The organism is Streptomyces sp. RLB3-17 (assembly GCF_007113425.2).
Lineage (GTDB): Bacteria > Actinomycetota > Actinomycetes > Streptomycetales > Streptomycetaceae > Streptomyces > Streptomyces mirabilis_D.
Window position 1 is genome coordinate 788,764 of sequence record NZ_CP041610.2, and the last position, 26,007, is coordinate 814,770.

Consider the following 26,007-nt stretch of genomic DNA (forward strand, 5'->3'; position numbering starts at 1 on the left):
CCTAGACAGACCTGTCTGGATGCGTCAAGGGAGATGGGTGGGAAAGGGGCGACCAATTGAAGACAGACAGATCTGTCTGCTAATGTTCATCCATGTCCGAGAAGGTGCTGTCCCCCCGGGAGCGCAGCGTGGCCGCGCGGGCGCGGCTGCTGGCCGCCGCCAACGAGCTGTTCTACGCCGAGGGAGTCCAGTCGGTCGGGATCGACCGCGTCATCGAGCACGCCGGAGTCGCCAAGGCAACGCTGTACAGCGCCTTCGGGAGCAAGGACGGCCTGGTCCGCGCCTATCTCCAGGCACGGCACGCGGCGACCGCCGAGCGCATGGCACGCGAACTCGAAGCCCGCTACGACACCCCGAAAGAGCGCCTGGTCGGCGCGTTCGAGGTGCAGGGGCTGTCGTTCACCGAGCCGGGGTTCCGCGGCTGCGCGTTCATCAGCGCGAGTGCCGACGCCCCGCCCGGCGGTGTCGTCGAACAGGCCGCGCAGGACTACCGCACCTGGCTGCACGAGCTGTTCTTCGACCTCGCCCAGCAGGCAGGCGCCACGGACGCGAAGTCACTCGCCCACCAACTGATCCTGCTCTACGACGGCGCCGGGATCAGTGCCTGGCTGGACCGCGACCCCAGCGCCGAAACAGCGGCCCGTTCCGTAGCCGCGACCCTGGTCGAGGCCGCCGTCCCGGACTGAGACGGACCGCCCGACGGCGACCGCGCGCAACCGTCGTCGCCGACCGCGCGCACCTGTCGTCGATCGCGTCGTCGTCGACCGCGCGCACCCGTCGTCGTGATGGCCCGCCCCAGTAGGAGCCGCTCCCCCGCCGGGAGTGGGCCGGGCCTGGGCCGCGCCGACTCAGTCGCCGACGCCCGAGTCGACCTCGTGACCGTTGGCGGTCAAGGTGACGTCGATGTTGCCCCGGGTGGCGTTCGAGTAGGGACACACCTGATGTGCGGCCGCGACGATCTGCGCCGCCCGCTCGGGATCCGAGATCTGCGGCAGGGTCACGTGGAGCTCCACGGCGAGTGCGAACCCACGATCCTCGGTGGGCAGGAGGCTGACACGGCTCTCGATCGTGGCGTCGCCGGTTTCGACCCTTTCGCGACGGCCCACCACGCCGAGTGCGCCCTCGAAGCAGGCCGCATAACCCACCGCGAAGAGCTGTTCGGGGTTCGTGCCACCCCCGTCGCCACCCATCTCCTTCGGCACACGGAGCTGGACGTCCAGGACTCCGTCATGGGTGCGCCCGTGGCCGCTGACACGGCCGCCGGTCACGGTTGCCTCCGCCGTGTAGAGAACTCGTGCCATCTCGATCTCCCTTCCGGACCCGCGGATCGCCCCGGCCCACAGCCGGGACCCTTCCAAAGTCTGCCGCTGATCGCACCCTGAGGAACCCATCCGTTTCGAAGTCCCTGCCCTCTTCGGACACAACCGTCTCCGGTTCTTCGAACGGTCGTAGAGAGCGACGCGGCATCGCGGTGCGTGGCGCGGCTTCAGCCGCCGGAGTGAGTCCTGAGCGTGTGGAGCTGTCGAGCGGCGTCCGGACCAGCGTCGTCGTGCCGGCGGATTTCGGCGAACGGTGTCAGCGAAGGGTGGCGACCGAAGTGCGGTAGAGGACTTCCTCGGCGCGCTCCCATGACCAGCCGTTCTCCACCACGAGCGTTCGCCAGCCGGTGGGACCGAACCAGTACCAGAGAAGGTCGGCCGTCTCCTTCACCGAGTGGGAGGGCGGCGGAGTCAGGTGGTGCAGGTGCTGGGCGGTCGCGCGGAGCGCGTCCCGGTACGCCGCGGTCGCGCGCTCCCACAGGGCCTCGCCGTTCTCATGCACGGGCAGCGCCTTGCGGATCGCTTCATGCACGGCGAACTGCCCCTCGTTGCCCATCCGCGTGCCGTGGGCCAAGGCCTTCAGGACCGACTCCGGCGTCCGCAGGGCGAGCAGGTCCTCCATGGCCTGCTCGTAACCAGAAGCGATCACACCCTGGTCGACGATCCGGTTCAGGATGTCGCTCTTGCTCCCGACACTCGCGAAGACGGTCTTCGAGGCGACGCCGGCCGCTGAAGCGATGTCGGCGACGGTCACGCGACCGTAGCCGTGTTCGGCGAACAGTTCCGTGGCCTGACCCAGGATCAGCGCCCGCGTCCGTGCGGCGGCCTGCTCGCGCAGCGGAGAGACGTAGCGGCGCTTGGACGGCATGACGTCATCCTAAGGCGTGAATTCATTAGGCGTGCTATAACCTCAATATCGCCGGTCGGCCTCGCGCTCGGCCCCGGCCACGACCGCACCACCCGTCCCCCTCGGACCGGTCGGCGTCACCCCTCGGATCACACACCCGTCGAAAGGGATCAACGCAATGGGCATGGATGCCACGGACCTGGCCCACGGACTCTTCCGGGTCCTCGAGACAGGCGATCCGGCACTGGCCGCCGAGGTGGTGCACAAGGACTTCCACAATCGCGAGGCAGCCGTGGCGCCCACGGCCTGTGCACTGCCCGGACCGGCGGGAGTCCTTGCCTCCGGCGCGTGGATGCGCTTCGCCTTCAGCGGCCTGACCTTCCCCGTTCTCGGCATCGCCCGCAACGACGAGCAGGTCTGGGTACGGCTTCGCATGCAGGGCCGCCACACAGGTCCCTTCGTCCGCTTCCGTGACGGCGCTCTCGACCAGGCCATACCCCCCACCGGGCGTGACATCGACTTCGAACAGATCCACGTGCTCGAACTCCGCGACGGCCAGGTGGTCGGACACGAGGCGGTGCGCGACGACATGACCATGCTCGGCCAGCTCGGCGTCTTCCCGCCCGCTCCGGCCACCGCGCTGCGCATGGTCGCCTGGCGAGTGACCGGAAGGGCCACGCGCGCCGCGACCGACGTCACGGCGAAAGCCGTCGAGGCGGCCGGCCGCCCGCAGGGCACCCCGGGACCGAGCCACTGAACCGCTGAACTGCTGAGTCGCTGAGCGGCTGAGCGGCTGAACCGAAAGCCTCCTCGACGTCCCGGCAGGCCAGGCCCCGCCGGGACTACAGGGACAACATTCACGCGACCACGCGACGACCGTGCGTTCCGGCCCCGGCCTGCCCGGCCGACCCGACCATTCGTCGGCGTCCCGCCGACCGATTCACTCCCTCCCCCGGCGGGAATATCCGACAATGATTTAGCACTCAACAATATGGACCTGATCGCCGACCGTATGGGAGGCTCGCATGGGCACCACCGCCGAGATCGGGGATGGAACTATGTCTGAGCTGGGGCTCCTCGACACCGGCGGCATCCTGCGCCAGGCATGGGTCGCCCCGGACCGGACGAGCTCGGGTCTGGGCTGGGAGCACGCGTATCTGTCCACCCAGCGGGAAACGCCGTACCACTCGACCTTCGACGGTGCCCCCACTCATCTGCTGATCCTCCACCTCAGTGGCCCGGTGACCGTCCGACGCCGGTCCGGCCGGTCGATGCGGGCCCAGCGGATCCCGGCAGGGGGGCTCTTCGTCCACCCGGCAGGTCGCGCGCTGGATGTCGAACTCCAGGGGGGCCTCGACACCGTCCACCTCTATCTCAGCGACTCGGCCCTCCAGGAAGCGCACGGCGGCCGTGAGGCGGTCGAACTCGCCGAGGAACTGGGCAGCTCGGATCCCCTGATCGAGCAGGTCATGCTGACTCTGGACGGCGTCGTGCGGCAGTGGGAGCCCTCCGCGCGCACCTACGTCGATCACCTCGTCGGCATGCTCGCCGCCCAGCTCGCCCACGCGCACACGGCCGGTCGGCCCGCGGCCCCGGCCGGCGCGATGTCGGGGCTGACCTCTCAGCAGCTCGTGTCCGCACGGGAGTTGATGGAGCAGCACATCTCCGACCCACTGCGCGTCTCCGATCTGGCCGCGGCCACCGGGCTGAGTGCGAGCCAGTTCAGTCGGCAGTTCAGGACCAGCACCGGAAAGTCTCCGCACCAGTTCCTGTTGCAACTGCGGCTGGACCACGCGCGCCGGATGCTGCGCACCACGGTCCTGCCCATCCCCGACGTGGCCGTCCACTGCGGTTTCTCCCATCAGGAACACCTGACGCGCGTGATGCGCGCCAAGCTCGGCACGACCCCCGCCGCGGTCCGACGCGCGGGCTGACGCAGCGTTCCGCGGCCCGCCCCGGCCCTGCCCGCCCGCCCCTTTCCTCCGGCACGCCACGGGCACGGCATCCGCCCCGCGCCCCCCGCCAGAGCCACCGCACCGCGCCGATCCTGCAGAAACACGCTCGAAACGTGCAGGAGTCCGAGGGCCCGCCGTCCCCACACTCGGTGTCAGAAATTCAGGGACCCACGGCAACGCGAAGGCGGACCCCCATGAGGAATTTCGTGTACACCTCCCATCCCTCGCGGATCGTCTTCGGCACCGGAACGGTCGGCCAGGTCCGCGAGGAGGTCGAGCGACTCGGCAGTTCGCGAGTCCTCCTCCTGTCCACTCCGTCGGTGGCCAAGGCCGCCGCCCGGGTCCGTGACGTCCTCGGTGACGTCGTCGTGGCGGAGTTCGACGGTGCCACCATGCACACTCCGGTCGAGGTGACCGAGCGGGCCCTCGACGTCCTTCGGGAACACTCCGTCGACTGCCTGGTGGCCGTCGGCGGCGGTTCCACCACGGGGCTGGCCAAGGCACTCGCGCTCCGCACCGATCTGCCGCAGCTGATCCTTCCCACCACCTACGCGGGTTCGGAAGTCACCCCCGTCCTCGGAGAGACACAGAACGGACGCAAGACCACGGTGGCCTCGCCCGCGATCCTGCCCGAGACCGTCGTCTACGACGTCGAGTTCACCCTCGGCCTGCCGGTGGGCCTGTCGGTCACCAGCGCGGTCAACGCCATGGCACACGCCGTGGAAGCCCTGTACGCGCCACAGGCGAACCCCGTCATCGACGCCATGGCGCTCGACGCGATCGCGCTGAGCGCCCGCGCCCTGCCGGCTCTCGTGGCCGAGCCGTCCGACACCGCGGCTCGCGCCGACCTCCTGCGTGCCGCGTGGCTGGCCGGCACCTGCCTCGGCTCCGTCGGTATGGGCCTGCATCACAAGCTGTGCCACACGCTGGGGGGCGCGTTCGACTTGCCGCACGCCGCGACACACACCGTGATCCTGCCGCACGCGATGGCCTACAACGCCCCGGCCGCTCGGGACGCCATGAGCCGCATCGCCGGCGCACTCGGCGTGCCGGACGCTCCGAGCGGGATGTTCGACCTGATCACCTCGCTCGGGGGCCCCACCTCGCTGCGCGAGCTGGGCATGGCGGAGACGGATCTGCCGCAGGCCGCGCGGCTCGCGGTCGCCACCCCGTACCCCAACCCCCGGGAGCTGACGCCCACGGGAATCGAGAGCCTGTTGCGCGACGCCTGGCAGGGCCGTCGTCCGGCGGTTCCCGCGGCGTCGACTCCTGCTCAGCGAACCCCTGGACTGGCGGCCCCCGCGGCGCACGGAGTGGCTTCGGACGTGGAGCGCCTGACCGCCCAGGTGGTGGAGAGCTTCGCGGACGCACCCGATCCGCGGGGCAGGCAGCTGCTCAGCGACCTGGTACGGCACCTGCACCACTTCGTGACGAGCAATGACGTCACCGAATCCGAGTGGGAGCAGGCCATCGACTTCCTGACCCGTACCGGACAGATCTCCACCAGCACCCGCCAGGAGTTCGTGCTGCTGTCCGACACACTCGGTGTCTCCAGCATCGTCGACCTGCTCACCCACTCACGCACCCCGCAGACCACACCGTCAGCGGTCCTCGGCCCCTTCTACACGGACGGGCCGCCGGAAACCGCGCAGGGCGGCGACATCTCGCAGGGGGTGGCCGGCACTCCCCTGTGGGCCGACATCCTCATCACCGACACGGACGGACGGCCCGTGCCCGATGCCGTCACGGACGTCTGGCAGGCCAACAAGGACGGTTTCTACGACGTCCAGTTGCCCGAGTTGGACGGGCCGGTGCTGCGGGGCCGCCTGCGCACCGACGAGCAGGGACGCCTGCGCTTCTGGACGACCCTGCCGGCCGAGTACCCGATCCCGGACGACGGACCGGTGGGACAGCTGCTCCAGGCCGTCGAACGACATCCCTACCGTGCGCCCCACCTGCACTTCATGATCTCCGCCGCCGGCCACCAGCGCCTGGTCACCCAGCTGTTCGTGAAGGGCGGCCACTACATCGACTCCGACACCGTGTTCGGCGTCAAGGAGGGCCTGATCGTGGATTTCACCCCCCGGGTCGGACCGACCCCGGACGGCCGTGCCGTCGACGGGGAGTGGCGCAGCCTGCAGTTCACCTTCCGCATCGCCCGCCTGGCCGACGGCCCCGCACACTGACCTGGAGCAGTCTCATGGACTCGACCCACACCTACGACACCGACGTCCTCGTGGTCGGCAGTGGCCCCGCCGGTGGATCCGCGGCCCTGCTCCTGGCCACGTACGGCATTCGCACCCTGCTCGTCACCAAGTACGGCTGGCTGGCCGACACCCCACGTGCGCACATCACCAACCAGCGCACCATGGAGGTACTGCGCGACCTCGGCGTGGACGGCGAGGCCGCCGCGGCCGGGAGCCCCGCCGAACTCATGGGCGACACCGTTCTGTGCACCGCCCTGGCCGGCGAGGAGATCGGCCGGATCCGCAGCTGGGGCACCGGCCCGCACGCGGCGACCGAGTACGGTGCCGCCAGCCCCGCGCAGATGATCGACCTTCCGCAGACCTTTCTGGAACCGATCCTGGTGAAGAACGCCGCGGCGCGGGGAGCCAAGATCCGTTTCGACACCGAGTTCCTCAGCCTGGAACAGGACGCCGACGGCGTCACCGCCCGGCTCCGGGACCGGGTGCGCGGAGACGAGTTCACCGTGCGAGCTCGCTACCTGATCGGTGCGGACGGCGGCCGCAGCGGCGTGGCGGAGCAGATCGGACTGCCGATCGCCGGGCAGAGCGGCAAGGCCGGCAGCATGAACATCGTCTTCAAGGCCGACCTGTCCCGGCACGTGGCCCACCGCCCGAGCGTTCTGTACTGGGTGATGCGTCCCGGCGCCCACATGGGCGGCATCGGCATGGGGCTGGTGCGCATGGTGCGGCCGTGGAACGAATGGCTGCTGGTGTGGGGATACGACATCGACCAGCCCCCGCCCCACATGGACGAGGCGACCGCCCGTGACATCGTCCACGACCTCATCGGCGACCGCGACATTCCCGTCGAGATCATGTCGAGCTCGCTGTGGACGGTCAACCACAGCTATGCCACGACGTATTCGGCCGGACGGGTCTTCTGCGCCGGGGACGCGGTGCACCGGCACCCGCCGTCCAACGGCCTCGGTTCCAACACCTCGATCCAGGACTCGTACAACCTCGCCTGGAAGCTCGCGATGGTCATCCGCGGTCAGGCCGGCCCGGGGCTCCTCGACACGTACACCGCGGAGCGGGCACCGGTCGGCCGGCAGATCGTCGATCGCGCCAACCTCAGCCGTGACCAGTTCGGCCCGATCTTCCAGGCACTGGGACTCGACGAGTACAGCGAGGAGGAGGACATCGTCGACGGTCTCGCCGCGTGCCGCAGCGGGACGGCCGAGGGCACCAAGCGACGGCAGGCGCTGGAAGAGGCCATTCAGCTGAAGAACTACGAGTTCAACGCTCATGGCGTCGAGATGAACCAGCGCTACGACTCCTCCGCGGTCGTCCAGGACACCGGTGCCGCCGAGGAATGGACCCGGGATCCGGAGCTCTTCCACCAGCCGACGACCCGCCCCGGCGCGAAACTCCCGCACGCCTGGCTCGTCGACGGCAACGGCCACCGCCTGTCCACGCTGGACGTCGTCGGCAAGGGAACCCTGACACTGATCACCGGCCTGTCCGGGGGCGTGTGGGAGTCGGCCGCGGCCGACTGCGCCGAGGCCCTGGGGATTCCTCTGAAGTGCGTCCGCATCGGCGCCGAGGACAGCCGCGACGCCTACGGCGAGTGGCGCCGGGCATCGGAGGTGGCCGAGGACGGGTGCCTGCTCGTCCGCCCGGACGGACACATCGCCTGGCGGGCCTCCTCGGCGCCGGACGCCGACTCCGCGGCGTACGGCGAGCTGCTCGAAGCCCTGAGGACCGTACTGCACCGTTGACGGCGAGTCTGCCGGACCGGAACGGAGCGCAGTGCACATGGACAAGGTGGTTGCCACGGCCGAGGAGGCACTGGCAGGCGTCATGGACGGAGCGTCCCTGGCCGTGGGCGGCTTCGGCCTCAGCGGCGTCCCCGACGTGCTGATCCACGCGCTGTACGCGACCGGTGTGACCGGACTGAGCGTGGTCTCCAACAACTGCGGCGTGGACGGCGGCGGCCTGGGCATCCTGCTCGCCGCCGGTCGCATAGCCCGCGTCACCGGCTCGTACGTCGGCGACAACAAGGAGTTCGCCCGCCAGTACCTCTCCGGTGAACTGCTGGTCGAACTGACGCCCCAGGGCACGCTCGCCGAGCGCCTGCGCGCCGGCGGATGCGGCATCCCCGCCTTCTTCACGCCCGCCGGTGTCGGTACCCAGGTCGCCGAGGGCGGCCTGCCCTGGCGCTACGCCCCCGACGGCAGCGTGGCCGTCACCTCACCGCCCAAGGAGGTCCGCGAGTTCGACGGCCGGCGTCATGTGCTCGAGCACGGCATCACCACCGACTTCGCACTGGTGCGGGCGGCCAGGGGCGACCGCCACGGCAATCTCGTCTTCCACCGCTCGGCCCGTAACTTCAACCCGCTCGCCGCGATGGCCGGCCGCGTCACGATCGCCGAGGTCGAGCAGTTGGCCGAGCCCGGCGAGCTCGACCCGGACGAGATCCATCTCCCCGGCGTGTTCGTCCAGCGTGTGGTGGAACTGACGCCGGAACAGGCCGCGGACAAACACATCGAACGGCGCACTGTCTCCGCGCCGTCGGCACGAGGGACGGTGCGGCACTGATGCCATGGACCAGGAACGAGATGGCCGCGCGCGCGGCGGCGGAGATCCAGGACGGCGACTACGTCAACCTCGGCATCGGACTGCCCACGCTGGTGCCCGAGCACGTGGCCGAAGGAGTGCACGTGGTGCTCCAGTCGGAGAACGGTGTCCTCGGCGTCGGGCCGTACCCGGCCGAGGAGGACGTGGACCCCGACCTGATCAACGCGGGCAAGGAGACGGTCACCGTACTGCCGGGTGCGAGTTTCTTCGACTCCGCGTTGTCCTTCGGAATGATCAGGGGCGGTCACATCGACACCGCCATTCTGGGAGCCATGCAGGTCTCCGCCACCGGAGACCTCGCCAACTGGATGATCCCGGGCAAGATGGTGAAGGGCATGGGCGGTGCGATGGACCTCATCCACGGCGCCCGCCGGGTCGTCGTCGTCATGGACCACTGCGCCAAGGACGGCAGTCCGAAGCTCGTCGACGTGTGCTCCCTGCCCCTCACCGGCGTGGCCTGCGTCGACCGCGTCATCACCGACCTCGGCGTGCTGGACGTCACCGAGGACGGACTCGTCCTCGTGGAGACCGCTCCCGGCGTCAGCACGGACGAGATCGTCAGCCGTACCGGCGCCCCCGTGCGCGTGCCGGACACCGTCGGCTGACCCCGCTTCAGCCCTCCCCTGCCCAACTCCCCCCCACCACAAGGAGTCCCGATGAACGAGCGCCTGCGGGACGTCTACGTCGTCGACGCCGTCCGCACCCCGATCGGCCGCTACGGCGGTGCCCTGTCCGCCGTGCGCCCCGACGACCTCGCCGCCGGAGTCGTACGTGAACTGCTCGGCCGCAGTCCCGCCCTGGACCCGTCCCTCATCGGTGACGTGTTCTTCGGAAACGCCAACGGCGCCGGGGAGGACAACCGGGACGTCGCCCGTATGGCCGTGCTGCTGGCCGGTCTTCCCGTGACGGTCCCCGGAACCACCGTCAACCGGCTGTGCGGCTCGGGGATGGAGGCGGTCATCCAGGCCGCCCGCGCGGTGGCGCTCGGCGACGCCTCCGTCGCCGTGGCCGGCGGAGTGGAGTCCATGAGCCGTGCCCCGTGGGTCCTGCCCAAACCGGGGCGGGCCTTCCCGGTCGGCAACCAGGAGCTGTACTCCACCACCCTCGGCTGGCGGATGGTCAACCCGCGGATGCCCGAGGCGTGGACTATCCCGCTCGGCGAGAGCGCAGAGCTGATCGCCGACAAGTACGGCATCACCCGCGAGGCCCAGGACGCCTTCGCGCTCGCCAGTCACGAGAAGGCCGCCCGGGCGTGGAAGGAGGGTGCGTACGACGCCGAGGTGGTCCCCGTCGAGAGTGTGGACCTGCCCCGCGACGAGGGGATCCGGGACGACACCTCACTCGAAGCGCTGGCCCGCCTCAAGCCGGTCTTCCGTGCGGGCGGCACGGTCACGGCCGGCAACGCCTCGCCTCTCAACGACGGCGCGGCTGCCCTGCTCCTGGTCGACGAGGCCGGGCTGGCCGAGACGGGCCGTGAGCCACTGGCCAGAATCCGCGCCAGTGCGGTGACGGGCATCGAGCCGCAGTACTTCGGCCTCGGCCCGGTCGACGCCATCCGCAAGGCCCTGACGAAGGCGGGCCGCACCTTCGACGCCCTGCACACCGTCGAACTCAACGAGGCGTACGCCGCCCAGGCGCTGGGCTGTCTCGCCGCCCTGCCGGAACTCGACTCCGGCATCCTCAACCCGAAGGGCGGCGCCGTCGCCATCGGGCATCCCCTCGGCGCCTCCGGCGCTCGCATCACCGGAGCGGTCGCCCATCAGCTCGCGGAAGCCGGCTCGGGCACGGGCCTGGCCGCGCTCTGCATCGGTGTCGGGCAGGGCCTGGCCCTGGTCCTGGAGCGCTGAGGCGACCGCCACCGGGTCAGGGTGTCGTCGCCACGCGTTCGAGTGCGGCGGTGAGTGCGGCGAGGTCATGGCCGGCGAGGTTGTCGAGGACGTGCCGTCGGATGCTGGCCAGGTGGGCGGGCCAGGCCTCCTGGAGGCGGGCGAGACCGTCGTCGGTGAGGACGGCGTTCCAACCGCGCAGGTCTTCCTGGCACTTGGCTCGTTGGACGAATCCCTGCTTCTCGAGGCGGTTGACGACACGGGTCATGCCGCTGAGCGAGAGATTGCAGGCGGTGGCGAGCTCACTCATCCGCATCCGGCGGTGGGGCGCCTCGGACAGGAACATGAGCGGGGTGTACTCGGAGAGGGGCAGCCCTCCGTCGCCGACCATGTCCGCGTCCACCAGTCGGGGCAGGGCCATCATGACGTGGGCCAGGGCGCGCACGAGCGACTCCTCGGTCTGGTCCAAGGGGCGCAGGGGCTGCTCGTCGTAGGGCATGCCTCACACCCTATCTCCTTGACACGGCAAGCACTCATACATTTACTTGACACGGCAAGCACACATACAAGCGAAGGTGCACACCATGACAAGGATCGGCATCATCCTCGGCAGCACGCGCCCCGGACGCAACGGCGAGGCCGTCGCCCACTGGGTGCACGAGCTGGCCACGCGCCGCACCGACGCACAGTACGAGCTCGTCGACCTGGTGGACTACAAGCTGCCGCTGCTGGATGAGGCCTATCCGCCGGCGATGGGCCAGTACAGCCAGCCGCACACGCAACAGTGGGCCGCGAAGATCGCCTCGTTCGACGGCTTCGTCATCGTGACCCCCGAGTACAACCACTCGGTGCCCGGCGCGCTGAAGAACGCCATCGACTTCCTGGCGGCCGAGTGGGCCAACAAGGCTGTCGGCTTCGTCAGTTACGGCTCCACCGGGGGCGTCCGCGCCGTCGAGCACCTGCGCCTGATCGCCGGTGAACTGCAGATGGCGGACGTCCGCTCCCAGGTGGCGCTCTCCCTGTTCACCGACTTCGAGAACTTCAGCGTCTTCAAGCCCGCCGAGAGCCACCATGCCGCCGTCACCGCCACCCTCGACCAGGTCGTGGCGTGGAGCAACGCCCTCGCTCCGCTGCGCGCCGCCTGACGCGAGCCATCACGGGGCGCCGCCGCCCACCCATGCCCCGCACCGGCGTCCGACACCGGTGCGGGGTGCGGGAGCCTGAGCCCCCTTTCGACCGCTACGGGAAAAGAGAAATCCGCCGATGTCAGAACGTGCTGCCTCCCCCGCGGGCGGGCACCCGATCACGCTGGGACTGGACACGTTCGGCGACGTGACCGACGACGCCCAGGGCCGACCGCTCTCGCACGGCGAGACGATCCGCAACCTGGTGGCGGAGGGTGTCCTCGCCGACGAGGTCGGACTCGACCACTTCGCCATCGGTGAGCACCACGTCGACTGGATGCCGCTCTCGGCGGCGGATGTGGTGCTCGGGGCGATCGCGTCGCGTACGTCGCGCATACGTCTGGGATCCGGTGTCACCGTCATCAGCTCGGACGACCCCGTGCGCGTCTACCAGCGGTACGCGACCCTCGACGCCGTGTCCGACGGCCGTGCCGAGGTGATCCTCGGCCGGGGCTCGAGCACGGAGTCCTTCCCGCTGTTCGGCTACGACCTCGGCGACTACGACACCCTCTTCGAGGAGAAGGTCGGCCTCTTCGCCGAACTGCGCAAGGAGAAGCCCGTCTCCTGGTCCGGCAGCACCCGGCCGGCGCTGGCGAACCAGCCCGTCTACCCGCACAGCGAGTCCGGAGCGATCCCCACCTGGATCGGCGTCGGCGGCAATCCTCAGTCCGTCGTCCGTGCCGCACGCTACGGATTCCCGCTGATGCTCGCGATCATCAGCGGTCCGACCGCGCGGTTCGCCCCCTTCTCGCAGCTCTTCCGCCAGGCACTGGAGAAGTTCGACCGGCCCGATGTGCCGGTCGGCGTGCACAGTCCGGGGCATGTGGCCGCGACCGACGAGCAGGCGGTGGAGGAGTTCTGGCCGTACTACGAGAAGACCATCCGCATGATGGCCCGGCAGCGAGGATTCCGCGTCCCGACCTTCGAGCACTTCATGAACGATGTCGGCCCCGGCGGCGGGCTGTTCGTCGGATCACCGGAGACCGTGGCACAGAAGATCGCCACCACCCTCCGGGAGCTCGACGCGAGCCGCTTCGACCTCAAGTACGGGATGAACGGTCTGCCGCACGAGACGCTCATGACCACCATCGAGCTCTTCGGCACCAAGGTGGCCCCGCGGGTGCGGGAGCTGATCGCCTCGTGAGGTGTTCCCCCTCAAGCCGACCGGCGTCGCCGTCCAAGCCGCCTGCACCCCGTGATGGCTGACACGGCTGCAGGAGGGTCGCGACTGTGGGAGCACGCGACCCATCGGACACGGCCGTAGCCGTGTCCGTCGGGGCGGTATCCGTGGCCCGCGCACTGAGTGCGCGACGGAGGGCCGACGGATACCGCCCCTTCCCGTTGCTGACGCCGCAACCTTCGTTCCCTGCCGTGCGTCCAGCTGACAGCATGGTCCACGGACAGGCTCATCAGAGCCGTGATGTCCGCTCCCACCGATCCCGACTGGGCCGACTGGGCCGACTGGCCCGGTCTCGCGTGCGGGAGTCTGGCCGCCTTCGTGACCTTCGTGGCCGTCACGCACATACCGGCCGGCCCCCGGCGCGCGTGACGTTCAGCCGGGCGGGACGCAGTCTCAGCTCACGGACTCCTCGTCCCCGTAGCGCACCTCGGCTCTGTTCCAGTCGACGCCGAGTTCGGCCGTGAACCTCTGGGCCACCGGCAGGTCGGCGAGCGGGGCGATGAGGACGAGCCGCCCGTCCAGGGTGACCGAGCCGCCGCCGAGCCGGTCGCGGGCCTCCGCGTCCGCGAGCAGCGCGTCATGCAGACGGGTCCGGCTGACGCCGGGGGCCTGGATCTCGACCGCGTCGGTGTCCGTCGAGGTGCGCGGCAGGCAGCGGAACGTGAGCACCGATTCCTGGTGGTACTGCTTGGCGACGACGTCGGCGATGTGGTGGAGCCCGTCGCGGCCGACCCGGTCGACGTCGAACTCGCGTGAACGCTCGTAGGTGGCCTTCCTCAGGTCGCCGGACCAGAAGACGCCGTCCAGGAGCGTCGAGGAGCCGGACCTGGCTCCGTGGGCGTGGATGATCTTGCGCACCTCCTGGTCGAAGCGCGTCAGGCGGGTGTTGAGCCGGGAGTCGGCCGGATCCGTGATGATCGCGGTGTTGTCGGTGGCGAAGATCTCCGCAGTGGGGCAACCCCGAGCCGCCGGGCCTGCCTGCGCGCTTCCCGCGTCCGCAACTCCCAGCGTCAGGGCGGCAACCGTGGCCAGGACGTGCAACTGCCGCCGCATGATGACGTTCTTCATGCGGTGATCAACGAGCCTTGGTCGGCTTCGTCGCGTCACCGCCCACGCCGCACCGCGGATCCGACCGCGGGCCCCGACCACGGCATCCGGCCACCTACACCGGGTACTCCGGTGGCTGGGTGCTCGGGACCCTCACCGCGAGGGCCGCGACGTCGTCGTTGAGCCTGCCGCCGCTGTAGTGCAGCAGGTCCTGGTGAAGCCGGTCGAGCAGCTCACGCGGCGGCCTCGGGCCCTGCCGCCGCATCCAGTCCGGGAGCGGGAAGAACTCGCCGGTGCGGCCCCGGGTCTCGGACACGCCGTCGGTGTAGAGCAGTAGCTGGTCGCCCGGGGTGAAGGCGACGGTGTCGACGCAGTAGTGGTCTCCGAGGAGCGCCGCGAGATGGAGAGGCGGCGAGGGAGCGGTGGGATCCAGGACGCGGATCTTCCCGCGATGCGCGAGCAACGGCGGAGGGTGCCCACAGTTGAGAAGTCTGACGTGGCCGCCGCCGTGCGGGATCTCGGCGATGAGAGCGGTGGCGAAGCGCTCCGGCAGGTCCTGCGCCGGAAACGCGGCGCTGTAGCGGATGATGCTGACCTCCAGACGATGGATGACGCCTCTCAGGTCGGGCTCGTCGTACGCGGCCTCCCTGAAGCAGCTGATCACCGCCGACGCCGCCCCCACCGCGGACAGGCCCTTGCCGCGTACGTCGCCGATGAGCAGCCGGACCCCGTACGGCGTAGCGGCGGCTTCGTAGAAGTCACCGCCGATCCTGGCCTGTTGTTGGGCCGCCAGATACAGCGACTCGATCTCGACGTCCTCCATGCGGCGTGGCAGAGGGCGCAGCAGTACCTTCTGGGCCGCGTCGGCGACGAGGCGGATGTGGAAGAGCGCCTCCTCCCGCTGAAGTCGGACATGGCTGGCGTAGGCGGCCGCCAGGGTGACCGCGACGATCGCGGCCGCGGTGTACTGCGTCCCCAGGTCGGTGTAGACGAAGCTGAGGCCGATCATGACCAGCAGGCAGAACGTGCCCAGCAGGATCGTGGGCAGTACGGGCCACATCGCGGCGGCCAGGGCGGGGGCGGCGGGCAGGAGTCGGCTGACGGCGATCTCCCTCGGTGTGGAGAACGCCAGGCAGGTGATGAGGACGGTGAGGACCACCGGTGACAGCGGGGCAGCTTCCCACCAGCCACCGCCGGGGGAACGACGGCGCCGCAGCCGTCCGGACATGATCACAAAACGCATCATATCGGTCGAAGTGGATATGGAGCGGGGCACCGGGCGGTCGGGCCGGGCTCGGGACCCCAGACGCACGGCGGGACAGTGGAGCGGTGGTCCAAAACGTTCGGCGCCGACGGGTGTCGATCTCGTTGGCCGACATTGCCCCCCTTAATCGAACGGACTAGTCTGTTCGATTAAGGGAGGTGCCCGCACATGGCGACGCGCACGAGAAGGACGAACACGGTCGAGAAGATCCTGGACACGGCGGCCGAGCTGTTCTACGCGAACGGCCTGCGGGGCGTCGGCGTGGACCAGGTGATCGCCGCCTCAGGGGTGGCGAAATCCACCCTCTACGTCCACTTCCGCACCAAGGACGAGCTGGTCGCGGCCTACCTGCGCAGAACCGACATATCCTGGCGCGCCCAACTGGAGGCGGCCGCCGAGCGGGCGGGCGACGACGCGGCGGCCCGGATCACCGGGCTCTTCGACGCACTGACCGACGCCTTCGACCGGCACGGCTTCTTCGGCTGCCCTTTCGTCAGTGCCGCCGTCGAGACCGCGCTCGACTCCGAGGCCCGGGCCATCACCGTGCAGCACACCGAACGCCGTCACACCTGGCTGACACGGCTCAGCACAGAGGCGGGCGCCGCCGACCCCGACTCCCTCGCCCGCCACCTCGGCCTCCTGATAGACGGCGCCCTCGCGTCCGGACGGCTGCTCCAGGACCGCGCGGTGGTGGATCAGGCCAGATCCGCGGCCCGGCGCCTCCTCGTCGACCACACCCGCCGTGACAGGACCGACGACCTCCCGTGACCGGCCACCGGGCACACCCGTGACCGCGAGACGCCCCACGCCTCCGGCTCCGTACGCACGAACAACTTCCAGGAAGGAAGGCAGGGCCATGCGCGCAGCGATCCTCGAACAGTTCGGGGCACCCCTGATCCTCAAGGACCTCCCCCGGCCCGCCCCCGACCCGGGCGAGGTCCTGGTGAAGATCGCGGCCAGCGGAGTGAACCCGCTCGACATCAAGATCCGGGCGGGGAAGGCCGCACACGCCCGGACCGTCCTGCCCGCCGTACTCGGCCTCGACCTCGCCGGTGTCGTCGAGCAAGTCGGTGCCGACGTCACCGGATTCGAAGTCGGCGACGAGGTCTACGGACTCACGGGCGGGGTCGGCGACCTCCAAGGCTCCCTCGCCCAGTACGCGGCGGTCGACGCCCGGTTGCTGGCCGTCAAACCCGCCGCCCTGTCCATGCGCGAAGCCGCCGCACTGCCGCTGGTCTTCATCACCGCGTGGGAGGGCCTGATCGACCGCGCCCGAGTCCGTCCCGGACACAAGGTCCTCATCCACGGCGGAGCCGGCGGCATCGGACACGTGGCCATCCAGATCGCCCGCGCCCACGGCGCCGACGTCTACGCCACCACCTCCCCCGCCCACGCCGAGACGGTCGCGCGCCTCGGCGCCACGCCCATCGACCGCACCGCGATGTCCGTGGCGGAGTACGTCGGCAAACACACCGGCGGCGAGGGCTTCGACATCGTCTTCGACACCGTCGGCGGTCCCGTGCTCGACGCCTCCTTCACCGCCGTGCGCACGTACACCGGCCACGTCGTCAGCGCCCTCGGTTGGGGCACCCACGCCCTCGCTCCCCTCTCCTTCCGGGGCGCCACCTATTCCGGCGTGTTCACCCTCATGCCCATGCTCACCGGCAGCCACCGCGCGCACCACGGCGAGATCATGCGCGAGGCCACCGCCCTCGCCGACGCGGGCTCCCTCAAGCCACGGCTCGACCCACGCACCTTCACCCTCGACTCCGTCGCCGACGCACACGCGGCGGTCGAACAGGGCACCGCGGCAGGAAAGGTCGTGGTGGACATCGCCCAGACTCCCGGCGGACCGTGAGTCGCGCTTCGTATCCCGCCTGTAGTGCTCGCGCACCTTCCCCGTCGAACGCTCGACCGTGCGGAAAGGAATGGAGTAAGGATGGGAGAGTGCGGCCGTATCGCCGCACGAGAAAACGACCGGCGGCCCGACGCGATCCGACGCGAGAACTTCCTTTCCGGCCGCGTGCGGCAGCGTTGTAGCCCTCCGTACATGGCGTCCTGAAGGTCTTGAAGGTGTTCAACGCGCCAGGGCGACCGGACGATCAGCTCTGCGAGCTCCTGGATGGTCAGCCGGTACCGTTCCGGAGCGCGTTGCGGAGAAGAGCACCCCGTGAATTACCTAACGCAGCGACTGCGCTCTCCCACCGCTCCGACAGTCGACGCCCCCGCGCGGGCAGCGGTCTCCGCCGGTGACTGCGGCCTGCTTCTCATCAGACTTACGTTCGGCCTGCTCATGGCAGGACACGGCGCCCAGAAGCTCTTCGGGATATTCGGTGGCGACGGCCTCACCGCCACGGGCAAGGGATTCGCCGCGCTGGGGTACCGTCCCGGAAAGGTCTACGCCGCCATGGGCGGCGGCTCCGAATTCCTGGGCGGGATCGGCTTCGCTCTGGGCCTGTTCACGCCGCTGGCGGCGGCTGCCCTGATCGGCGTGATGATCAATGCGATGGCGACCGTGAGCGGGGCGCATGGATTGTGGGACACCCAAGGCGGTGTGGAGTACAGCGTGTGCATCACTGTCACCGCACTCGCCGTCGCGGCCATCGGCCCGGGAAAGCTGGCCGTCGACCGTCTTTTCCCGTGGGGCAAAGGAGGCTGGGCCGAAGCGGCCCTCGCTCTGTTCCTGGGCGGAACAGGCGCCGCGATCGTCCTCATCCTCTAACCATTCGCCAGTAGCCAGTAGCCGTTCGCCAGCCGTCAGCCGTCAGCCATTTGCCAGCCGCGCCACGGAGTCATTCCGCGGATCACGCGGGAGGGCCAACCTCAGGGCTCCCTGGGTCGGGAACGGTGAGGTGGGCTTCGGCGTATCGGCGGAAGGCGGTCACGAGACGGCCGCGCTCGCCGGCGCGGGTGGCCAGCACGACGTGGCTGGGTTCGACACCCTCCAGCGGGATCGTGGTGAGGTCGGGACGCAGGCTGTTGATGCGGGCGCAGGCCGGGACGATGGCCACGGCCTGCCCGCCCGCGATGAGTTCGATCTTGTCCTCGATGGTCCCCTCGACGAGCGGACCATCGGGTGCCGGGCGTCCGTCGGGTCGGGGATCGACTCGCCAGAAGGCGTTCCAGATGGGGTCGAGCGTCCGGGACAGGGGTTCGTCGGCGATGTCGTCGAGGGTGACCGATTCCTTGCCGACCAGGCGATGGTCCAGGGGCACCAGCAGCGCCCGGGGTTCGTCGTAGAGGACCGTGACGTGCAGTTCGTCGGTGGGAAACGGCAGCCGGGCCACCGCCACGTCCACCCGGTGATCGAGCAGCGCGGCCCGTGGTTCGTTCCAGGGCAGGTGGACGGAGCGCACCTCGGCGTCGGGGTGCCGCCGTCGCAACTCGCGCACCGCCGGAGTGACGATGATGTTCGCGATGTAGCCGATGGTGATCCGGGCCGGCCGGGCGGCGGCCCGGGCCCGTGCCGTGGCCTGGTGGGCGGAGCGCAGGAGTGCTGTGGCGAGCGGGAGGAAGACCTCGCCGGCCTCGGTGAGCCGGCTGCCCTGCGGGGTGCGGTCCAGCAGTTGGGCGCCCACGAGCTGTTCGAGACGACTGATCTGCCGGCTCAGCGAGGACGCGGTGAGGTGCAGGGCGGTGGCCGCGCGACCGAAGTGCCGGTGCTCGGCGACGACGGTGAAGCACCGCACGAGCTTCAGGTCGAGGTCCTGGGCAGGTGGTGGCGAGTCGGGCACATCTGCAGCGTAGCCCCTCGCCGATCGACGTATGCCCGAATGGCCGCCGCGAACTGGGGTGTTGCGCAAATCGGGATGCGTAGTGCGAAACATTCATTGGACCTGGAGTGCACGGGGGTCACACAGTGGAATCACCGGTCGGACACCGTCCAGCTCCGTGTCGGGCCGGCGATCCGAGGAGGATATTCATGGGGTCCACGGGGACCACTACCGTGATCGACGCGGCCCGCCGGGCCCTGGGGCCGGTCGGCGTGACCCTGCCGGTCTCCTTCACCACCCCCCTGTCCATCGATCTCCAGCGCGAGGCCGTCCGCCGCCTGGAACGCGTCGGCTACCAGGCCGTGTGGACCAACGAGGTCATCGGTGGCAAGGATGCCCTCGTCCAGCTGGCCGTGCTGCTGTCGGCGACGGAGCGGCTGGCGTTCGGCACCAGCATCGCGAATATCTGGGCCCGGCAACCGCAGACCATGCACGGTGCGGCGGCCGTACTCGCCCAGGCCCATCCCGGCCGGTTCGTGCTCGGCCTGGGGGTCGGCCACCCGCAGCAGGCGGCCGACGTGGGCCAGGAGTTCGGCAGCCCGCTGGCCACCATGCGCGACTACGTGGAACGGATGGCCGCCCCGACCCAGCCGCCCGCGCCCGACGTCGCCGTTCCCCGGATCATCGCCGCGAACGGTCCGAAGATGCTGGCGCTGGCCGGCGAGATCGCCGACGGAGCGCTGCCCGCCGTACAGCCCCCCGAGTTCACCGCGCAGGCCCGGCAGGTGCTCGGCCCGGACAAGCTGCTGGTCGTGGGACTGTCCGTGGTCCCCGACAGCGACCGCGACCGGGCGCGGGCGATCGCGCGGGAGCGGGTGTCGGCCGGCCTCGGCCAGCCGTCGTACGCCGCCGGGCTGGCCCGGCTGGGCTACTCGGACCAGGACATCGCCGAGGTGAGTGACCGGCTGGTGGACGCGATCATCGCCCACGGCGATCCGGCCGCGATCGCGGCCAAGGTGCGCGAGCACCTGGCCGCCGGGGCGGATCACGTTGCGCTGCTGTCGCAGGTCGGCACCGACTTCTCGGTCGGCGTGGACCAGTTGGAATGGCTCGCCCCGGCGTTGGCCGGCGTCGACACCTCAGGTTGAGCCGGCGTTGTCCGGCGGTCCGGTCCCGGTGCGCCCTCAGACACGCACCGGGGCGGCGCCGGCCGATACCGCCGTCAGCCCTTGAGCTTGAGGAGAATGCGGGCCAGTTCTTCGAGCTCGGCCGGGTCCAGCCTGTCCGCCAGGACCGGCGACAGGGTTTCGCGGCGGGCGGCGTCCGCGCGCTCGAAGAGGTCGCGGCCCTGCGGTGTGATGGTCACCTCGACGGACCTGGCGTCGGTGGCCGAGGGGGCGCGGATGACCAGTTCGCGGGCCTGGAGGGCGTCGATCACCCGGGAGACCTGGCTGCGGCTGATCAACGCACAGGAGCCGAGATCGGTGGCCGACAGCGGCCCGTCCTGGTGGTAGAGCCACAGCAGTACCTCGAACCACGAGGCCGGCAGGCGGAAGTCCTCCTCCAACCGGGCGCTCGCGCGTGCGGTGAGGGCAGTGCTCACCCCCACGAGGCGGTAGTACGCCTGGTCCTCGACAGGCAGTTCCGCCTGCTTGAGCCTGATGTCCGTCACCAGGTGAGTCTACCAATTTGCGTGCACGCACACACAACTCTAATATGTGTGTGTACACGCAACCATGGAGGTTCGTCATGAAGATCGCCCTCGTCACCGGCACGTCGACCGGCATCGGTCTGGAAACCGCCGTACTCGCCGCAAAGGCGGGCTACAAGGTCGTCGCGACCATGCGGAACACCGCCAAGGCCTCGGCACTCCTCGAGCGGCTGCCCGACGCCGACGTCCGACAGCTCGACGTGACGGATCCCGACTCGGTCAGGGCCTGCGTCGACGGTGTGATCGCCGATCACGGACGGCTGGACGCGCTGATCAACAACGCCGGGGCCGGACACCTCGGCACCATCGAGCTGGAGAGCGTCGACGACGTCCGCGACGTCATGGAGGTCAACTTCTTCGGAGTCGTCCAGGTCACCAAGGCCGCGCTGCCGCACCTTCGCGCTGCCGAAGGGCGTCTGATCACGGTCACCAGCGTGGGAGGCGTGGTCGGCCAGCCGTTCAACGAGGCTTATTGCGCGGCCAAGTTCGCGGTCGAGGGCTGGATGGAGAGTCTCGCCCCGGTCGTCGGCAAGCTCGGTGTCCCGGTGAGCGTGATCGAGCCCGGCGCGGTGGCCACCGAGTTCGTCGCGAACGTGCGGGCCGACCGGGACGTCGAGGCTCTGGTCGCCGGAGCCGGGGACTACCAGTCGGTGATCAACAGCTATCTGGCCCGCACCCAGCAGGCGTTCTCCGCGGCGCAGTCGGCCCGGGAGTGCGCGGAGACCGTCGTGGGCGCGCTGACCGCCGCCGAGCCCCGATTCCGCTACCAGAGCTCCGAGTCCGCGGCCAGCTTCACCGCGGTCAAGCTGGCCGACGCCGACGGCTCGGCCGTACAGGCTCTGACCGCCTCGTGGCTCGGGGCGTGAGAGCCGCAGGTCGACGACCACCTTGTCCACGTCGGCTTCGGCGACCGCTCCGACATGCCGCCTCAGTGATGGCACGTCACCCACGGCGGACGCCGGGAGCCAAAGGCGCCGCAGAGGCCCCGTCGGCCTGCGAGCCGGTATCCGGACATTCAGACGGTGCGCCTCAGTTACGGCTTCCCCAAGTCATGGTGACTTCGTGGTGAGCTGGGCATGATGGGTACATGACGATGGCCTTGCGCGCCATGGCGCAACTGGCGAGTTGGCCGGACCTCACGGAGACACCGCCCAGCTGTGGCACGGGGCGGGCGCTGCGCACGGTCCATCACGAGATCGTCCACTTCCATACGGACCAGGACGTTGACCTGCACCTCACCGCCCGCGCCATCCGGCGTTTCGAAGACCACCTCAGGGGCGCGACCGCGGTCCGTTTGGTGCCCGGTTCGCGGTGGGTGACGATACGCCTCGAAGTCGAGACGGACATGGATCTGCTGCTGACCCTGGTGAGCCTCGCTCTTCAGGCCCATCAGGCGTGGCCGGTTTCCCGCGACGCGCCGTCGGCCGAGTGCAATGATCACCACGACATGGCGCTTCCGCGTGACAATTCCGGCGGAAGCTGAGGAACACATCTTTCGGGCAGGGGACGTCGTGGCTGTCGAGACGCGCGAGGAAGACGCCATCCGCGGAGTCGTCGAACGTCTCACGAGCGCCTACGAGAAGACATGTACGCCCGAGCAGGTCGAGGCGGCCGTAGCCACGGCTCACACCGCCTTCAGTGAGCGGCCCGTGCGCGACTTCGTTCCGGTCCTGGTCGAACGCAAGGCGCGCGCCCTTTTGAACGAGGCTCAGGGCTGACATCGCGCTTCGCGCGGCGGCGAGGGCAGGCGCGCCCGCCGAAGTAGGTACTCGTGTACCTCTCTCCTGACCTGCGGGGACGGTTCTCGCGTGACGTCCTCCGCCCGGGAACTCACCGGACTGGTCATCCCCTGCCGGCCCGTGGTCGGCGATGACGCGCTACGTGCGGCGGCGTCCAGGCCGGTGGCGAACATCGGCTTGCGGGCCGGGAGCGGTCACTCACGCGTCCTTGCGCGTGCCGGGTTGATCGGAACTGCCGCCAAGGACGCTGTCGATGTAGACCGCGAGCGAGGAGCGCAGGCCTTCGGGCGTCATCTTCTGATCGTCGATCAGGTGCGCCACGAGGTCGGCGCGGATGGCGGCCAGCAGGGCGTGGGCGGTGAAATCCGCGTTGTGGACGCCTGGCACCCGTTCCAGTGCCGCACGGAGGATTTCGTGCCACCAGCCGTAGTGCTCGGCCTGGTAGGGGCTGCTCAGACCGGCGTCCTCCGCGGCCGTCATCAGGTTCCGGTTCTCGATCTTGAAGCGGAGTGAGGCATCGAGGAGGTCCAGCACCAGCTGCCGCGGTGAGGAGCCGGCCGCGTCCTGCGCTTCCCGTACGGCTCGCTGCAGGGGGTCGAGACGGGAGGCGATCACAGCGCCGATCAGGCCGGCGCGGTCGCCGAAGCGGCGGAAGAGGGTGCCCTTGCCCACACCCGCGGCCGCGGCGATGTCGTCCATCGACACGCCGTGGGGGCTGCTGCTGGCCGCGAAGAGGGCGTCGGCGGCAGCCAGGACGGCTTCTCGGTTGCGCAGGGCGTCCGCGCGTTCTGTGCGCTGGGCCACGGGGCCTCCTTGGTCTTCGGCCTGTCCCGGCCCCCGGGAATGATATGCGGTGGGTTCGCGTGAGTGGCGGCTCGCGCCCGGCTTGCGCCTCCCGCGCACAGGGGCTGCAGCCGAGCGTTCCGCGTGACGCGCAACGGGTCAGATCGTGTCGTCGAGCCAGTCGAAGATACGCGCGACCGCCAGACGGAGGGCACCCGGGTGGCAGTGGGCGTCGCCGCCTTCCTCCTCGGTGAAGCTGAGAAGCGTCTTGGGTGCGGTGAGGTGCCGGTACAGCTTGCGCGGATCGGATTCCTCGGTGGTGGAGTAGAACAGGTCGTCGGTCGCCTCGCAGACCAGTACGGGGCAGGCGATCTTCCCGGCGCTCCCGTCCTTGAAGCTTCCTCGTCGTGCTCGGCTGCCGCGCGCCGGACGGCTTCCTCGTGCGGCAGCGGAAGGTGCGCGGTCAGGGCGGAGACGGCGTCGAGACACCGTCGAGGGCGACGACGGCTGCCAGGCGCGGCTCGTAGGCGGCCGCGCGGGGCGCGAGGTAGCCGCCGAGACTGACGCCGAGCAGCGCGGTGCGGGCCGGATCGACACCGGGGTCCCGGGTGAGGAAGTCCAGGACGGGACCGACCACGTTCTCCCAGTCCGGCCGGAAGGCCGGCCCGTCCCGGTGGATGGCCGCGGGCTGCCCCGGGCCGTCGAACGTCAGGACGTGGTAGCCGCGTTCCTGCCCGCCGAGTGCGCCGGAGAAGTGCAGTTCCTCGGCGGCGCCGTCGAATCCGTTGTGCATCACCACCGCCGGCCTCGGGCCCTCGCCCGTCGCCCGGTAGAGGTAGCCGTGCAGCACGGTGTCCTCGTAGGGGATCTCCACGGGCGTGACGCCGGGGAAGTGGGCGATGGCGTCGCGGAAGCAGGAGACGCCGCGCTCGTAGGCGTGGTCGACGCGCGGGTCCTCGGGGTGGCCGTGGAGGAAGAACTCGGCCGCCCGGTAGTAACTGGAGGCGCGCAGCAGTCCGTCGCGTGCGCTGACGGGGTGGCTTCCGCGTGCCTCGGCCTCCAGGCGTTCGGCGGTGGAGAGCCAGGCGTCGTGCCAGCTGTCGTAGTCGCCGGGAGTGACGCGGGCGGCGGTGGCGATGACTTCGCCGACGTCCGAGCCGCCGTAGGCGGCGAGACCCAGGTTGCGCAGGGTCTCGAACCAGAAGGGTGGATCGTCGTGGAACATCGGCTGTTTCATGACAACTCCCGTTCGGCGAAGGCGCGGAACGTGCCCGGAGGGCGGCCGGTGAGGCGCTGGACGGTGTCCGAGGTACGGTCCTCCGCGCCGTCGGCGATGGCACGGTCCATGCCGGCCAGCATCGTGGCGAACTCCAGCGGTATCTCCGCCACCCAGCGGTCGCGCAGCTGGTCGAACGTCAGATGCCGGTGCACGACGGGCCGGCCGCCGACCTCGGTGATGATCGCGGCGACGTCGTCGTAGCTCAGCGCCTGCGGACCGGTCAGGATCAGGTCGGCGTCGGGGGCCTGCTCGTCGGTCAGGGCACGTACGGCGACGGCGGCGATGTCCTCCGCGTCGACGAACCCGACGCGGCCGTCTCCCGTGGCCGTCAGGATGACGCCGTCCTCGCGGATGCTGCGCGCGTGGGGGGTGAAGCCGGCGAAGTTCCGCATGAACCAGGACGGCCGCAGTACCGCCCACTGCTCGAACAGGCCGGGAAGGGCCTGGTGGACCTGTCCCACCGCAGGACCGCCCGAGGGGATCGCCGACGAGCTGAGCAGCACCGCGCGGTGCACGCCGGCCGATCGGGCCCGGCGGAGGAAGGGCAGCATGACCGCGGCCGGGTCCGAGGAGCCGATCGGCGGGATGAGGTAGACGCGGTCGACGCCGTCGAGGGCCGCACCGAAGGTCGCGGGCTCGTTCCAGTCGAAGCGGACAGCCTCCGCACCCTCCACCGGGGTGGCGCTTCGGCCGGCCGCCTTTACGCGGTGGCCTTCGGCGATCAGCCCGGCGACGACACGGCTACCGGTGGTGCCGGTGGCCCCGATGACCAGGGTGGCACTGGGGGCGTTCATCAGTTGGCTCCTACGAAGTCGGCGCCGGGCTGCTGAACGGCGAGGGGGTTCCAGTAGTCGCGGTAGGAGGTGATGCGTCCGTCCCTGACCGTGACCACGGCGATGTAGGTCATGTCGAAGGGGCTGTCGGTCTCGACCAGGCGGCCGACTCCGCGCATCTCCACCACGATCGTCTCGGGGACGGTGGTCTGGTGAATCGTCACGTCGGGGAAGTCGTGCACGTCCACGTGGTCGGGGTAGTGGCGCATGTACTCCCCGACGGCCTGCCGGCCCTCCAGCCGCTGGGGCCAGCCCTGGGGCGCGAAGGGGAACTCGAGGACGCCTGCCTCGTCCCACAGGTCCACCCAGCCGGGGATCTCCTTCTCCACCAGCAGTCGCAGACCGTGGCGGTACAGCTCAGCGGCCGTCATCGGCATTGCCATGATCAAGGTTTCCGTTCTGCTCGAAGACACGGTGATCCCAGCCCGTGGGGTACGGCCACTCGTCACGAGAAGCGCGCTATCCAGTGATGACGGTTTCCCGCGGCGGGACACCCGAATGAAA

30 protein-coding genes are annotated in these 26,007 nt (G+C 70.0%); 18 read left to right on the forward strand and 12 right to left on the reverse strand.

Annotated features, from left to right (window positions below; translation table 11 throughout):
- Positions 1 to 92 precede the first annotated feature (92 nt).
- Positions 93 to 686 carry a TetR/AcrR family transcriptional regulator gene (locus FNV62_RS03835; RefSeq protein ID WP_181647689.1) on the forward strand — a complete coding sequence of 198 codons (594 nt, stop codon included), beginning with the start codon at positions 93 to 95 and terminating at the stop codon, positions 684 to 686.
- A 162-nt stretch (positions 687 to 848) separates the two neighbouring features.
- Here the strand turns inward: FNV62_RS03835 and FNV62_RS03840 are convergent, their stop codons facing one another.
- Together FNV62_RS03840 and FNV62_RS03845 are read right to left on the reverse strand one after the other, a co-directional pair.
- Positions 849 to 1,301 (reverse strand): organic hydroperoxide resistance protein, encoded by a 453-nt coding sequence (locus FNV62_RS03840; RefSeq protein ID WP_143599915.1) that lies wholly within the window; start codon positions 1,299 to 1,301, stop codon positions 849 to 851.
- A gap of 274 nt (positions 1,302 to 1,575) precedes the next feature.
- Positions 1,576 to 2,187, reverse strand: coding sequence for a TetR/AcrR family transcriptional regulator (locus FNV62_RS03845; protein WP_054233407.1), 612 nt, complete (start codon positions 2,185 to 2,187; stop codon positions 1,576 to 1,578).
- Between the two features lie 163 nt (positions 2,188 to 2,350).
- Between FNV62_RS03845 and FNV62_RS03850 the strand changes: the two genes are divergently transcribed.
- The 7 genes from FNV62_RS03850 to FNV62_RS03880 all read left to right on the forward strand — a co-directional run bounded on the left by FNV62_RS03850 (position 2,351) and on the right by FNV62_RS03880 (position 10,791).
- A complete protein-coding gene (locus tag FNV62_RS03850) occupies positions 2,351 to 2,923 on the forward strand; it encodes an ester cyclase (RefSeq protein WP_225900129.1) in 573 nt (190 codons plus the stop codon).
- Between the two features lie 301 nt (positions 2,924 to 3,224).
- Positions 3,225 to 4,100, forward strand: a complete 876-nt coding sequence (locus FNV62_RS03855; RefSeq protein ID WP_054233452.1) for an AraC family transcriptional regulator — start codon at positions 3,225 to 3,227, stop codon at positions 4,098 to 4,100.
- A gap of 215 nt (positions 4,101 to 4,315) precedes the next feature.
- Positions 4,316 to 6,307, forward strand: a complete 1,992-nt coding sequence (locus FNV62_RS57475; protein WP_144314674.1) for a maleylacetate reductase and hydroxyquinol 1,2-dioxygenase domain-containing protein — start codon at positions 4,316 to 4,318, stop codon at positions 6,305 to 6,307.
- A 14-nt stretch (positions 6,308 to 6,321) separates the two neighbouring features.
- Positions 6,322 to 8,085, forward strand: a complete 1,764-nt coding sequence (locus FNV62_RS03865) for an FAD-dependent oxidoreductase (RefSeq protein WP_143612123.1) — start codon at positions 6,322 to 6,324, stop codon at positions 8,083 to 8,085.
- Positions 8,086 to 8,122: 37 nt separating this feature from the next.
- A complete protein-coding gene (locus FNV62_RS03870; RefSeq protein WP_143599920.1) occupies positions 8,123 to 8,905 on the forward strand; it encodes a CoA transferase subunit A in 783 nt (260 codons plus the stop codon).
- Complete coding sequence (locus FNV62_RS03875; RefSeq protein ID WP_097282610.1) at positions 8,905 to 9,549, forward strand: CoA transferase subunit B; 645 nt, start codon at positions 8,905 to 8,907, stop codon at positions 9,547 to 9,549. Before FNV62_RS03870 ends, FNV62_RS03875 begins: the two co-directional genes overlap by 1 nt.
- Before the next feature lie 51 nt (positions 9,550 to 9,600).
- Entirely contained in the window at positions 9,601 to 10,791 is a 1,191-nt protein-coding gene (locus tag FNV62_RS03880) for a thiolase family protein (RefSeq protein ID WP_144314675.1), read from the forward strand.
- 16 nt (positions 10,792 to 10,807) lie between these two features.
- On the opposite strand, the gene FNV62_RS03885 is transcribed toward FNV62_RS03880, so the two are convergent.
- Entirely contained in the window at positions 10,808 to 11,269 is a 462-nt protein-coding gene (locus FNV62_RS03885; protein WP_054233414.1) for a MarR family winged helix-turn-helix transcriptional regulator, read from the reverse strand.
- A gap of 85 nt (positions 11,270 to 11,354) precedes the next feature.
- On the opposite strand from FNV62_RS03885, the gene FNV62_RS03890 reads away from it, so the two are divergent.
- The 3 genes from FNV62_RS03890 (at position 11,355) to FNV62_RS56960 (ending at position 13,503) form a co-directional block, all read left to right on the forward strand.
- Positions 11,355 to 11,915 (forward strand): NADPH-dependent FMN reductase, encoded by a 561-nt coding sequence (locus tag FNV62_RS03890; RefSeq protein ID WP_097282612.1) that lies wholly within the window; start codon positions 11,355 to 11,357, stop codon positions 11,913 to 11,915.
- Positions 11,916 to 12,033: 118 nt separating this feature from the next.
- Positions 12,034 to 13,098: an LLM class flavin-dependent oxidoreductase gene (locus tag FNV62_RS03895; RefSeq protein ID WP_060894646.1), complete on the forward strand. Its 1,065-nt coding sequence runs from the start codon at positions 12,034 to 12,036 to the stop codon at positions 13,096 to 13,098.
- A 276-nt stretch (positions 13,099 to 13,374) separates the two neighbouring features.
- Positions 13,375 to 13,503, forward strand: coding sequence for a hypothetical protein (locus tag FNV62_RS56960; RefSeq protein WP_263985273.1), 129 nt, complete (start codon positions 13,375 to 13,377; stop codon positions 13,501 to 13,503).
- A 24-nt stretch (positions 13,504 to 13,527) separates the two neighbouring features.
- Here FNV62_RS56960 and FNV62_RS03900 read toward each other — a convergent pair whose 3' ends face one another.
- Both FNV62_RS03900 and FNV62_RS03905 read right to left on the reverse strand, forming a co-directional pair.
- The gene (locus FNV62_RS03900; protein ID WP_205523117.1) at positions 13,528 to 14,202 is read right to left on the reverse strand and encodes a hypothetical protein; all 675 of its coding nucleotides are present in this window, start codon (positions 14,200 to 14,202) and stop codon (positions 13,528 to 13,530) included.
- A 94-nt stretch (positions 14,203 to 14,296) separates the two neighbouring features.
- Positions 14,297 to 15,415, reverse strand: a complete 1,119-nt coding sequence (locus FNV62_RS03905; protein WP_225900130.1) for a PP2C family protein-serine/threonine phosphatase — start codon at positions 15,413 to 15,415, stop codon at positions 14,297 to 14,299.
- Positions 15,416 to 15,613: 198 nt separating this feature from the next.
- Here FNV62_RS03905 and FNV62_RS03910 point away from each other — a divergent pair, with 198 nt between their 5' ends.
- The 3 genes from FNV62_RS03910 to FNV62_RS03920 all read left to right on the forward strand — a co-directional run bounded on the left by FNV62_RS03910 (position 15,614) and on the right by FNV62_RS03920 (position 18,167).
- A complete protein-coding gene (locus FNV62_RS03910) occupies positions 15,614 to 16,213 on the forward strand; it encodes a TetR/AcrR family transcriptional regulator (RefSeq protein WP_097282615.1) in 600 nt (199 codons plus the stop codon).
- Between the two features lie 88 nt (positions 16,214 to 16,301).
- Positions 16,302 to 17,303, forward strand: coding sequence for a zinc-dependent alcohol dehydrogenase family protein (locus tag FNV62_RS03915; RefSeq protein ID WP_143654287.1), 1,002 nt, complete (start codon positions 16,302 to 16,304; stop codon positions 17,301 to 17,303).
- Positions 17,304 to 17,615: 312 nt separating this feature from the next.
- The gene (locus FNV62_RS03920) at positions 17,616 to 18,167 is read left to right on the forward strand and encodes a DoxX family protein (RefSeq protein WP_375336680.1); all 552 of its coding nucleotides are present in this window, start codon (positions 17,616 to 17,618) and stop codon (positions 18,165 to 18,167) included.
- An 82-nt stretch (positions 18,168 to 18,249) separates the two neighbouring features.
- Here the strand turns inward: FNV62_RS03920 and FNV62_RS03925 are convergent, their stop codons facing one another.
- Positions 18,250 to 19,179, reverse strand: coding sequence for a LysR family transcriptional regulator (locus FNV62_RS03925; protein WP_225900131.1), 930 nt, complete (start codon positions 19,177 to 19,179; stop codon positions 18,250 to 18,252).
- Between the two features lie 188 nt (positions 19,180 to 19,367).
- Here FNV62_RS03925 and FNV62_RS03930 point away from each other — a divergent pair, with 188 nt between their 5' ends.
- Positions 19,368 to 20,306, forward strand: coding sequence for a TIGR03620 family F420-dependent LLM class oxidoreductase (locus FNV62_RS03930; RefSeq protein ID WP_144314677.1), 939 nt, complete (start codon positions 19,368 to 19,370; stop codon positions 20,304 to 20,306).
- A gap of 74 nt (positions 20,307 to 20,380) precedes the next feature.
- Here the strand turns inward: FNV62_RS03930 and FNV62_RS03935 are convergent, their stop codons facing one another.
- Complete coding sequence (locus FNV62_RS03935) at positions 20,381 to 20,830, reverse strand: MarR family winged helix-turn-helix transcriptional regulator (protein WP_143612133.1); 450 nt, start codon at positions 20,828 to 20,830, stop codon at positions 20,381 to 20,383.
- Positions 20,831 to 20,907: 77 nt separating this feature from the next.
- On the opposite strand from FNV62_RS03935, the gene FNV62_RS03940 reads away from it, so the two are divergent.
- The 3 genes from FNV62_RS03940 (at position 20,908) to FNV62_RS03950 (ending at position 22,587) form a co-directional block, all read left to right on the forward strand.
- On the forward strand, positions 20,908 to 21,735 hold the full coding sequence (locus FNV62_RS03940) for an SDR family oxidoreductase (protein WP_143599929.1): 828 nt from the start codon (positions 20,908 to 20,910) through the stop codon (positions 21,733 to 21,735).
- Positions 21,736 to 21,956: 221 nt separating this feature from the next.
- Positions 21,957 to 22,352 (forward strand): luciferase family protein, encoded by a 396-nt coding sequence (locus tag FNV62_RS03945; protein WP_143599930.1) that lies wholly within the window; start codon positions 21,957 to 21,959, stop codon positions 22,350 to 22,352.
- A gap of 28 nt (positions 22,353 to 22,380) precedes the next feature.
- Positions 22,381 to 22,587, forward strand: coding sequence for a three-helix bundle dimerization domain-containing protein (locus tag FNV62_RS03950; RefSeq protein ID WP_143612135.1), 207 nt, complete (start codon positions 22,381 to 22,383; stop codon positions 22,585 to 22,587).
- Positions 22,588 to 22,806: 219 nt separating this feature from the next.
- On the opposite strand, the gene FNV62_RS03955 is transcribed toward FNV62_RS03950, so the two are convergent.
- The 5 genes from FNV62_RS03955 to FNV62_RS03970 form a co-directional block, all read right to left on the reverse strand.
- Positions 22,807 to 23,412 carry a TetR/AcrR family transcriptional regulator gene (locus FNV62_RS03955; protein WP_144314678.1) on the reverse strand — a complete coding sequence of 202 codons (606 nt, stop codon included), beginning with the start codon at positions 23,410 to 23,412 and terminating at the stop codon, positions 22,807 to 22,809.
- 138 nt (positions 23,413 to 23,550) lie between these two features.
- The gene (locus FNV62_RS55315; RefSeq protein WP_225900132.1) at positions 23,551 to 23,880 is read right to left on the reverse strand and encodes a hypothetical protein; all 330 of its coding nucleotides are present in this window, start codon (positions 23,878 to 23,880) and stop codon (positions 23,551 to 23,553) included.
- Entirely contained in the window at positions 23,855 to 24,628 is a 774-nt protein-coding gene (locus FNV62_RS03960) for an alpha/beta hydrolase family protein (protein ID WP_225900133.1), read from the reverse strand. Before FNV62_RS03960 ends, FNV62_RS55315 begins: the two co-directional genes overlap by 26 nt.
- Complete coding sequence (locus FNV62_RS03965; protein ID WP_144314679.1) at positions 24,625 to 25,464, reverse strand: NmrA family NAD(P)-binding protein; 840 nt, start codon at positions 25,462 to 25,464, stop codon at positions 24,625 to 24,627. The genes FNV62_RS03960 and FNV62_RS03965 overlap by 4 nt, the downstream gene beginning before the upstream one ends.
- Positions 25,464 to 25,886 (reverse strand): nuclear transport factor 2 family protein, encoded by a 423-nt coding sequence (locus tag FNV62_RS03970; protein ID WP_144314680.1) that lies wholly within the window; start codon positions 25,884 to 25,886, stop codon positions 25,464 to 25,466. Before FNV62_RS03970 ends, FNV62_RS03965 begins: the two co-directional genes overlap by 1 nt.
- Positions 25,887 to 26,007 lie beyond the last annotated feature (121 nt).

Excerpts from the sequence above, each read along its gene's own strand:
- FNV62_RS03835 (WP_181647689.1), top strand. The coding sequence starts at position 93 with ATGTCCGAGAAGGTGCTGTCCCCCCGGGAGCGCAGCGTGGCCGCGCGG.
- FNV62_RS03940 (WP_143599929.1), top strand. The coding sequence starts at position 20,908 with ATGAAGATCGCCCTCGTCACCGGCACGTCGACCGGCATCGGTCTGGAA.
- FNV62_RS03880 (WP_144314675.1), top strand. The coding sequence starts at position 9,601 with ATGAACGAGCGCCTGCGGGACGTCTACGTCGTCGACGCCGTCCGCACC.
- FNV62_RS03865 (WP_143612123.1), top strand. The coding sequence starts at position 6,322 with ATGGACTCGACCCACACCTACGACACCGACGTCCTCGTGGTCGGCAGT.
- FNV62_RS03915 (WP_143654287.1), top strand. The coding sequence starts at position 16,302 with ATGCGCGCAGCGATCCTCGAACAGTTCGGGGCACCCCTGATCCTCAAG.
- FNV62_RS57475 (WP_144314674.1), top strand. The coding sequence starts at position 4,316 with ATGAGGAATTTCGTGTACACCTCCCATCCCTCGCGGATCGTCTTCGGC.
- FNV62_RS03890 (WP_097282612.1), top strand. The coding sequence starts at position 11,355 with ATGACAAGGATCGGCATCATCCTCGGCAGCACGCGCCCCGGACGCAAC.
- FNV62_RS03885 (WP_054233414.1), bottom strand. The coding sequence starts at position 11,269 with ATGCCCTACGACGAGCAGCCCCTGCGCCCCTTGGACCAGACCGAGGAG.
- FNV62_RS03855 (WP_054233452.1), top strand. The coding sequence starts at position 3,225 with ATGTCTGAGCTGGGGCTCCTCGACACCGGCGGCATCCTGCGCCAGGCA.
- FNV62_RS03850 (WP_225900129.1), top strand. The coding sequence starts at position 2,351 with ATGGATGCCACGGACCTGGCCCACGGACTCTTCCGGGTCCTCGAGACA.
- FNV62_RS03910 (WP_097282615.1), top strand. The coding sequence starts at position 15,614 with ATGGCGACGCGCACGAGAAGGACGAACACGGTCGAGAAGATCCTGGAC.
- FNV62_RS03840 (WP_143599915.1), bottom strand. The coding sequence starts at position 1,301 with ATGGCACGAGTTCTCTACACGGCGGAGGCAACCGTGACCGGCGGCCGT.
- FNV62_RS03895 (WP_060894646.1), top strand. The coding sequence starts at position 12,034 with ATGTCAGAACGTGCTGCCTCCCCCGCGGGCGGGCACCCGATCACGCTG.
- FNV62_RS03965 (WP_144314679.1), bottom strand. The coding sequence starts at position 25,464 with ATGAACGCCCCCAGTGCCACCCTGGTCATCGGGGCCACCGGCACCACC.
- FNV62_RS56960 (WP_263985273.1), top strand. The coding sequence starts at position 13,375 with ATGTCCGCTCCCACCGATCCCGACTGGGCCGACTGGGCCGACTGGCCC.
- FNV62_RS03875 (WP_097282610.1), top strand. The coding sequence starts at position 8,905 with ATGCCATGGACCAGGAACGAGATGGCCGCGCGCGCGGCGGCGGAGATC.
- FNV62_RS03945 (WP_143599930.1), top strand. The coding sequence starts at position 21,957 with ATGACGATGGCCTTGCGCGCCATGGCGCAACTGGCGAGTTGGCCGGAC.
- FNV62_RS03870 (WP_143599920.1), top strand. The coding sequence starts at position 8,123 with ATGGACAAGGTGGTTGCCACGGCCGAGGAGGCACTGGCAGGCGTCATG.
- FNV62_RS03970 (WP_144314680.1), bottom strand. The coding sequence starts at position 25,886 with ATGGCAATGCCGATGACGGCCGCTGAGCTGTACCGCCACGGTCTGCGA.
- FNV62_RS03930 (WP_144314677.1), top strand. The coding sequence starts at position 19,368 with ATGGGGTCCACGGGGACCACTACCGTGATCGACGCGGCCCGCCGGGCC.
- FNV62_RS03900 (WP_205523117.1), bottom strand. The coding sequence starts at position 14,202 with ATGAAGAACGTCATCATGCGGCGGCAGTTGCACGTCCTGGCCACGGTT.
- FNV62_RS03960 (WP_225900133.1), bottom strand. The coding sequence starts at position 24,628 with ATGAAACAGCCGATGTTCCACGACGATCCACCCTTCTGGTTCGAGACC.
- FNV62_RS03845 (WP_054233407.1), bottom strand. The coding sequence starts at position 2,187 with ATGCCGTCCAAGCGCCGCTACGTCTCTCCGCTGCGCGAGCAGGCCGCC.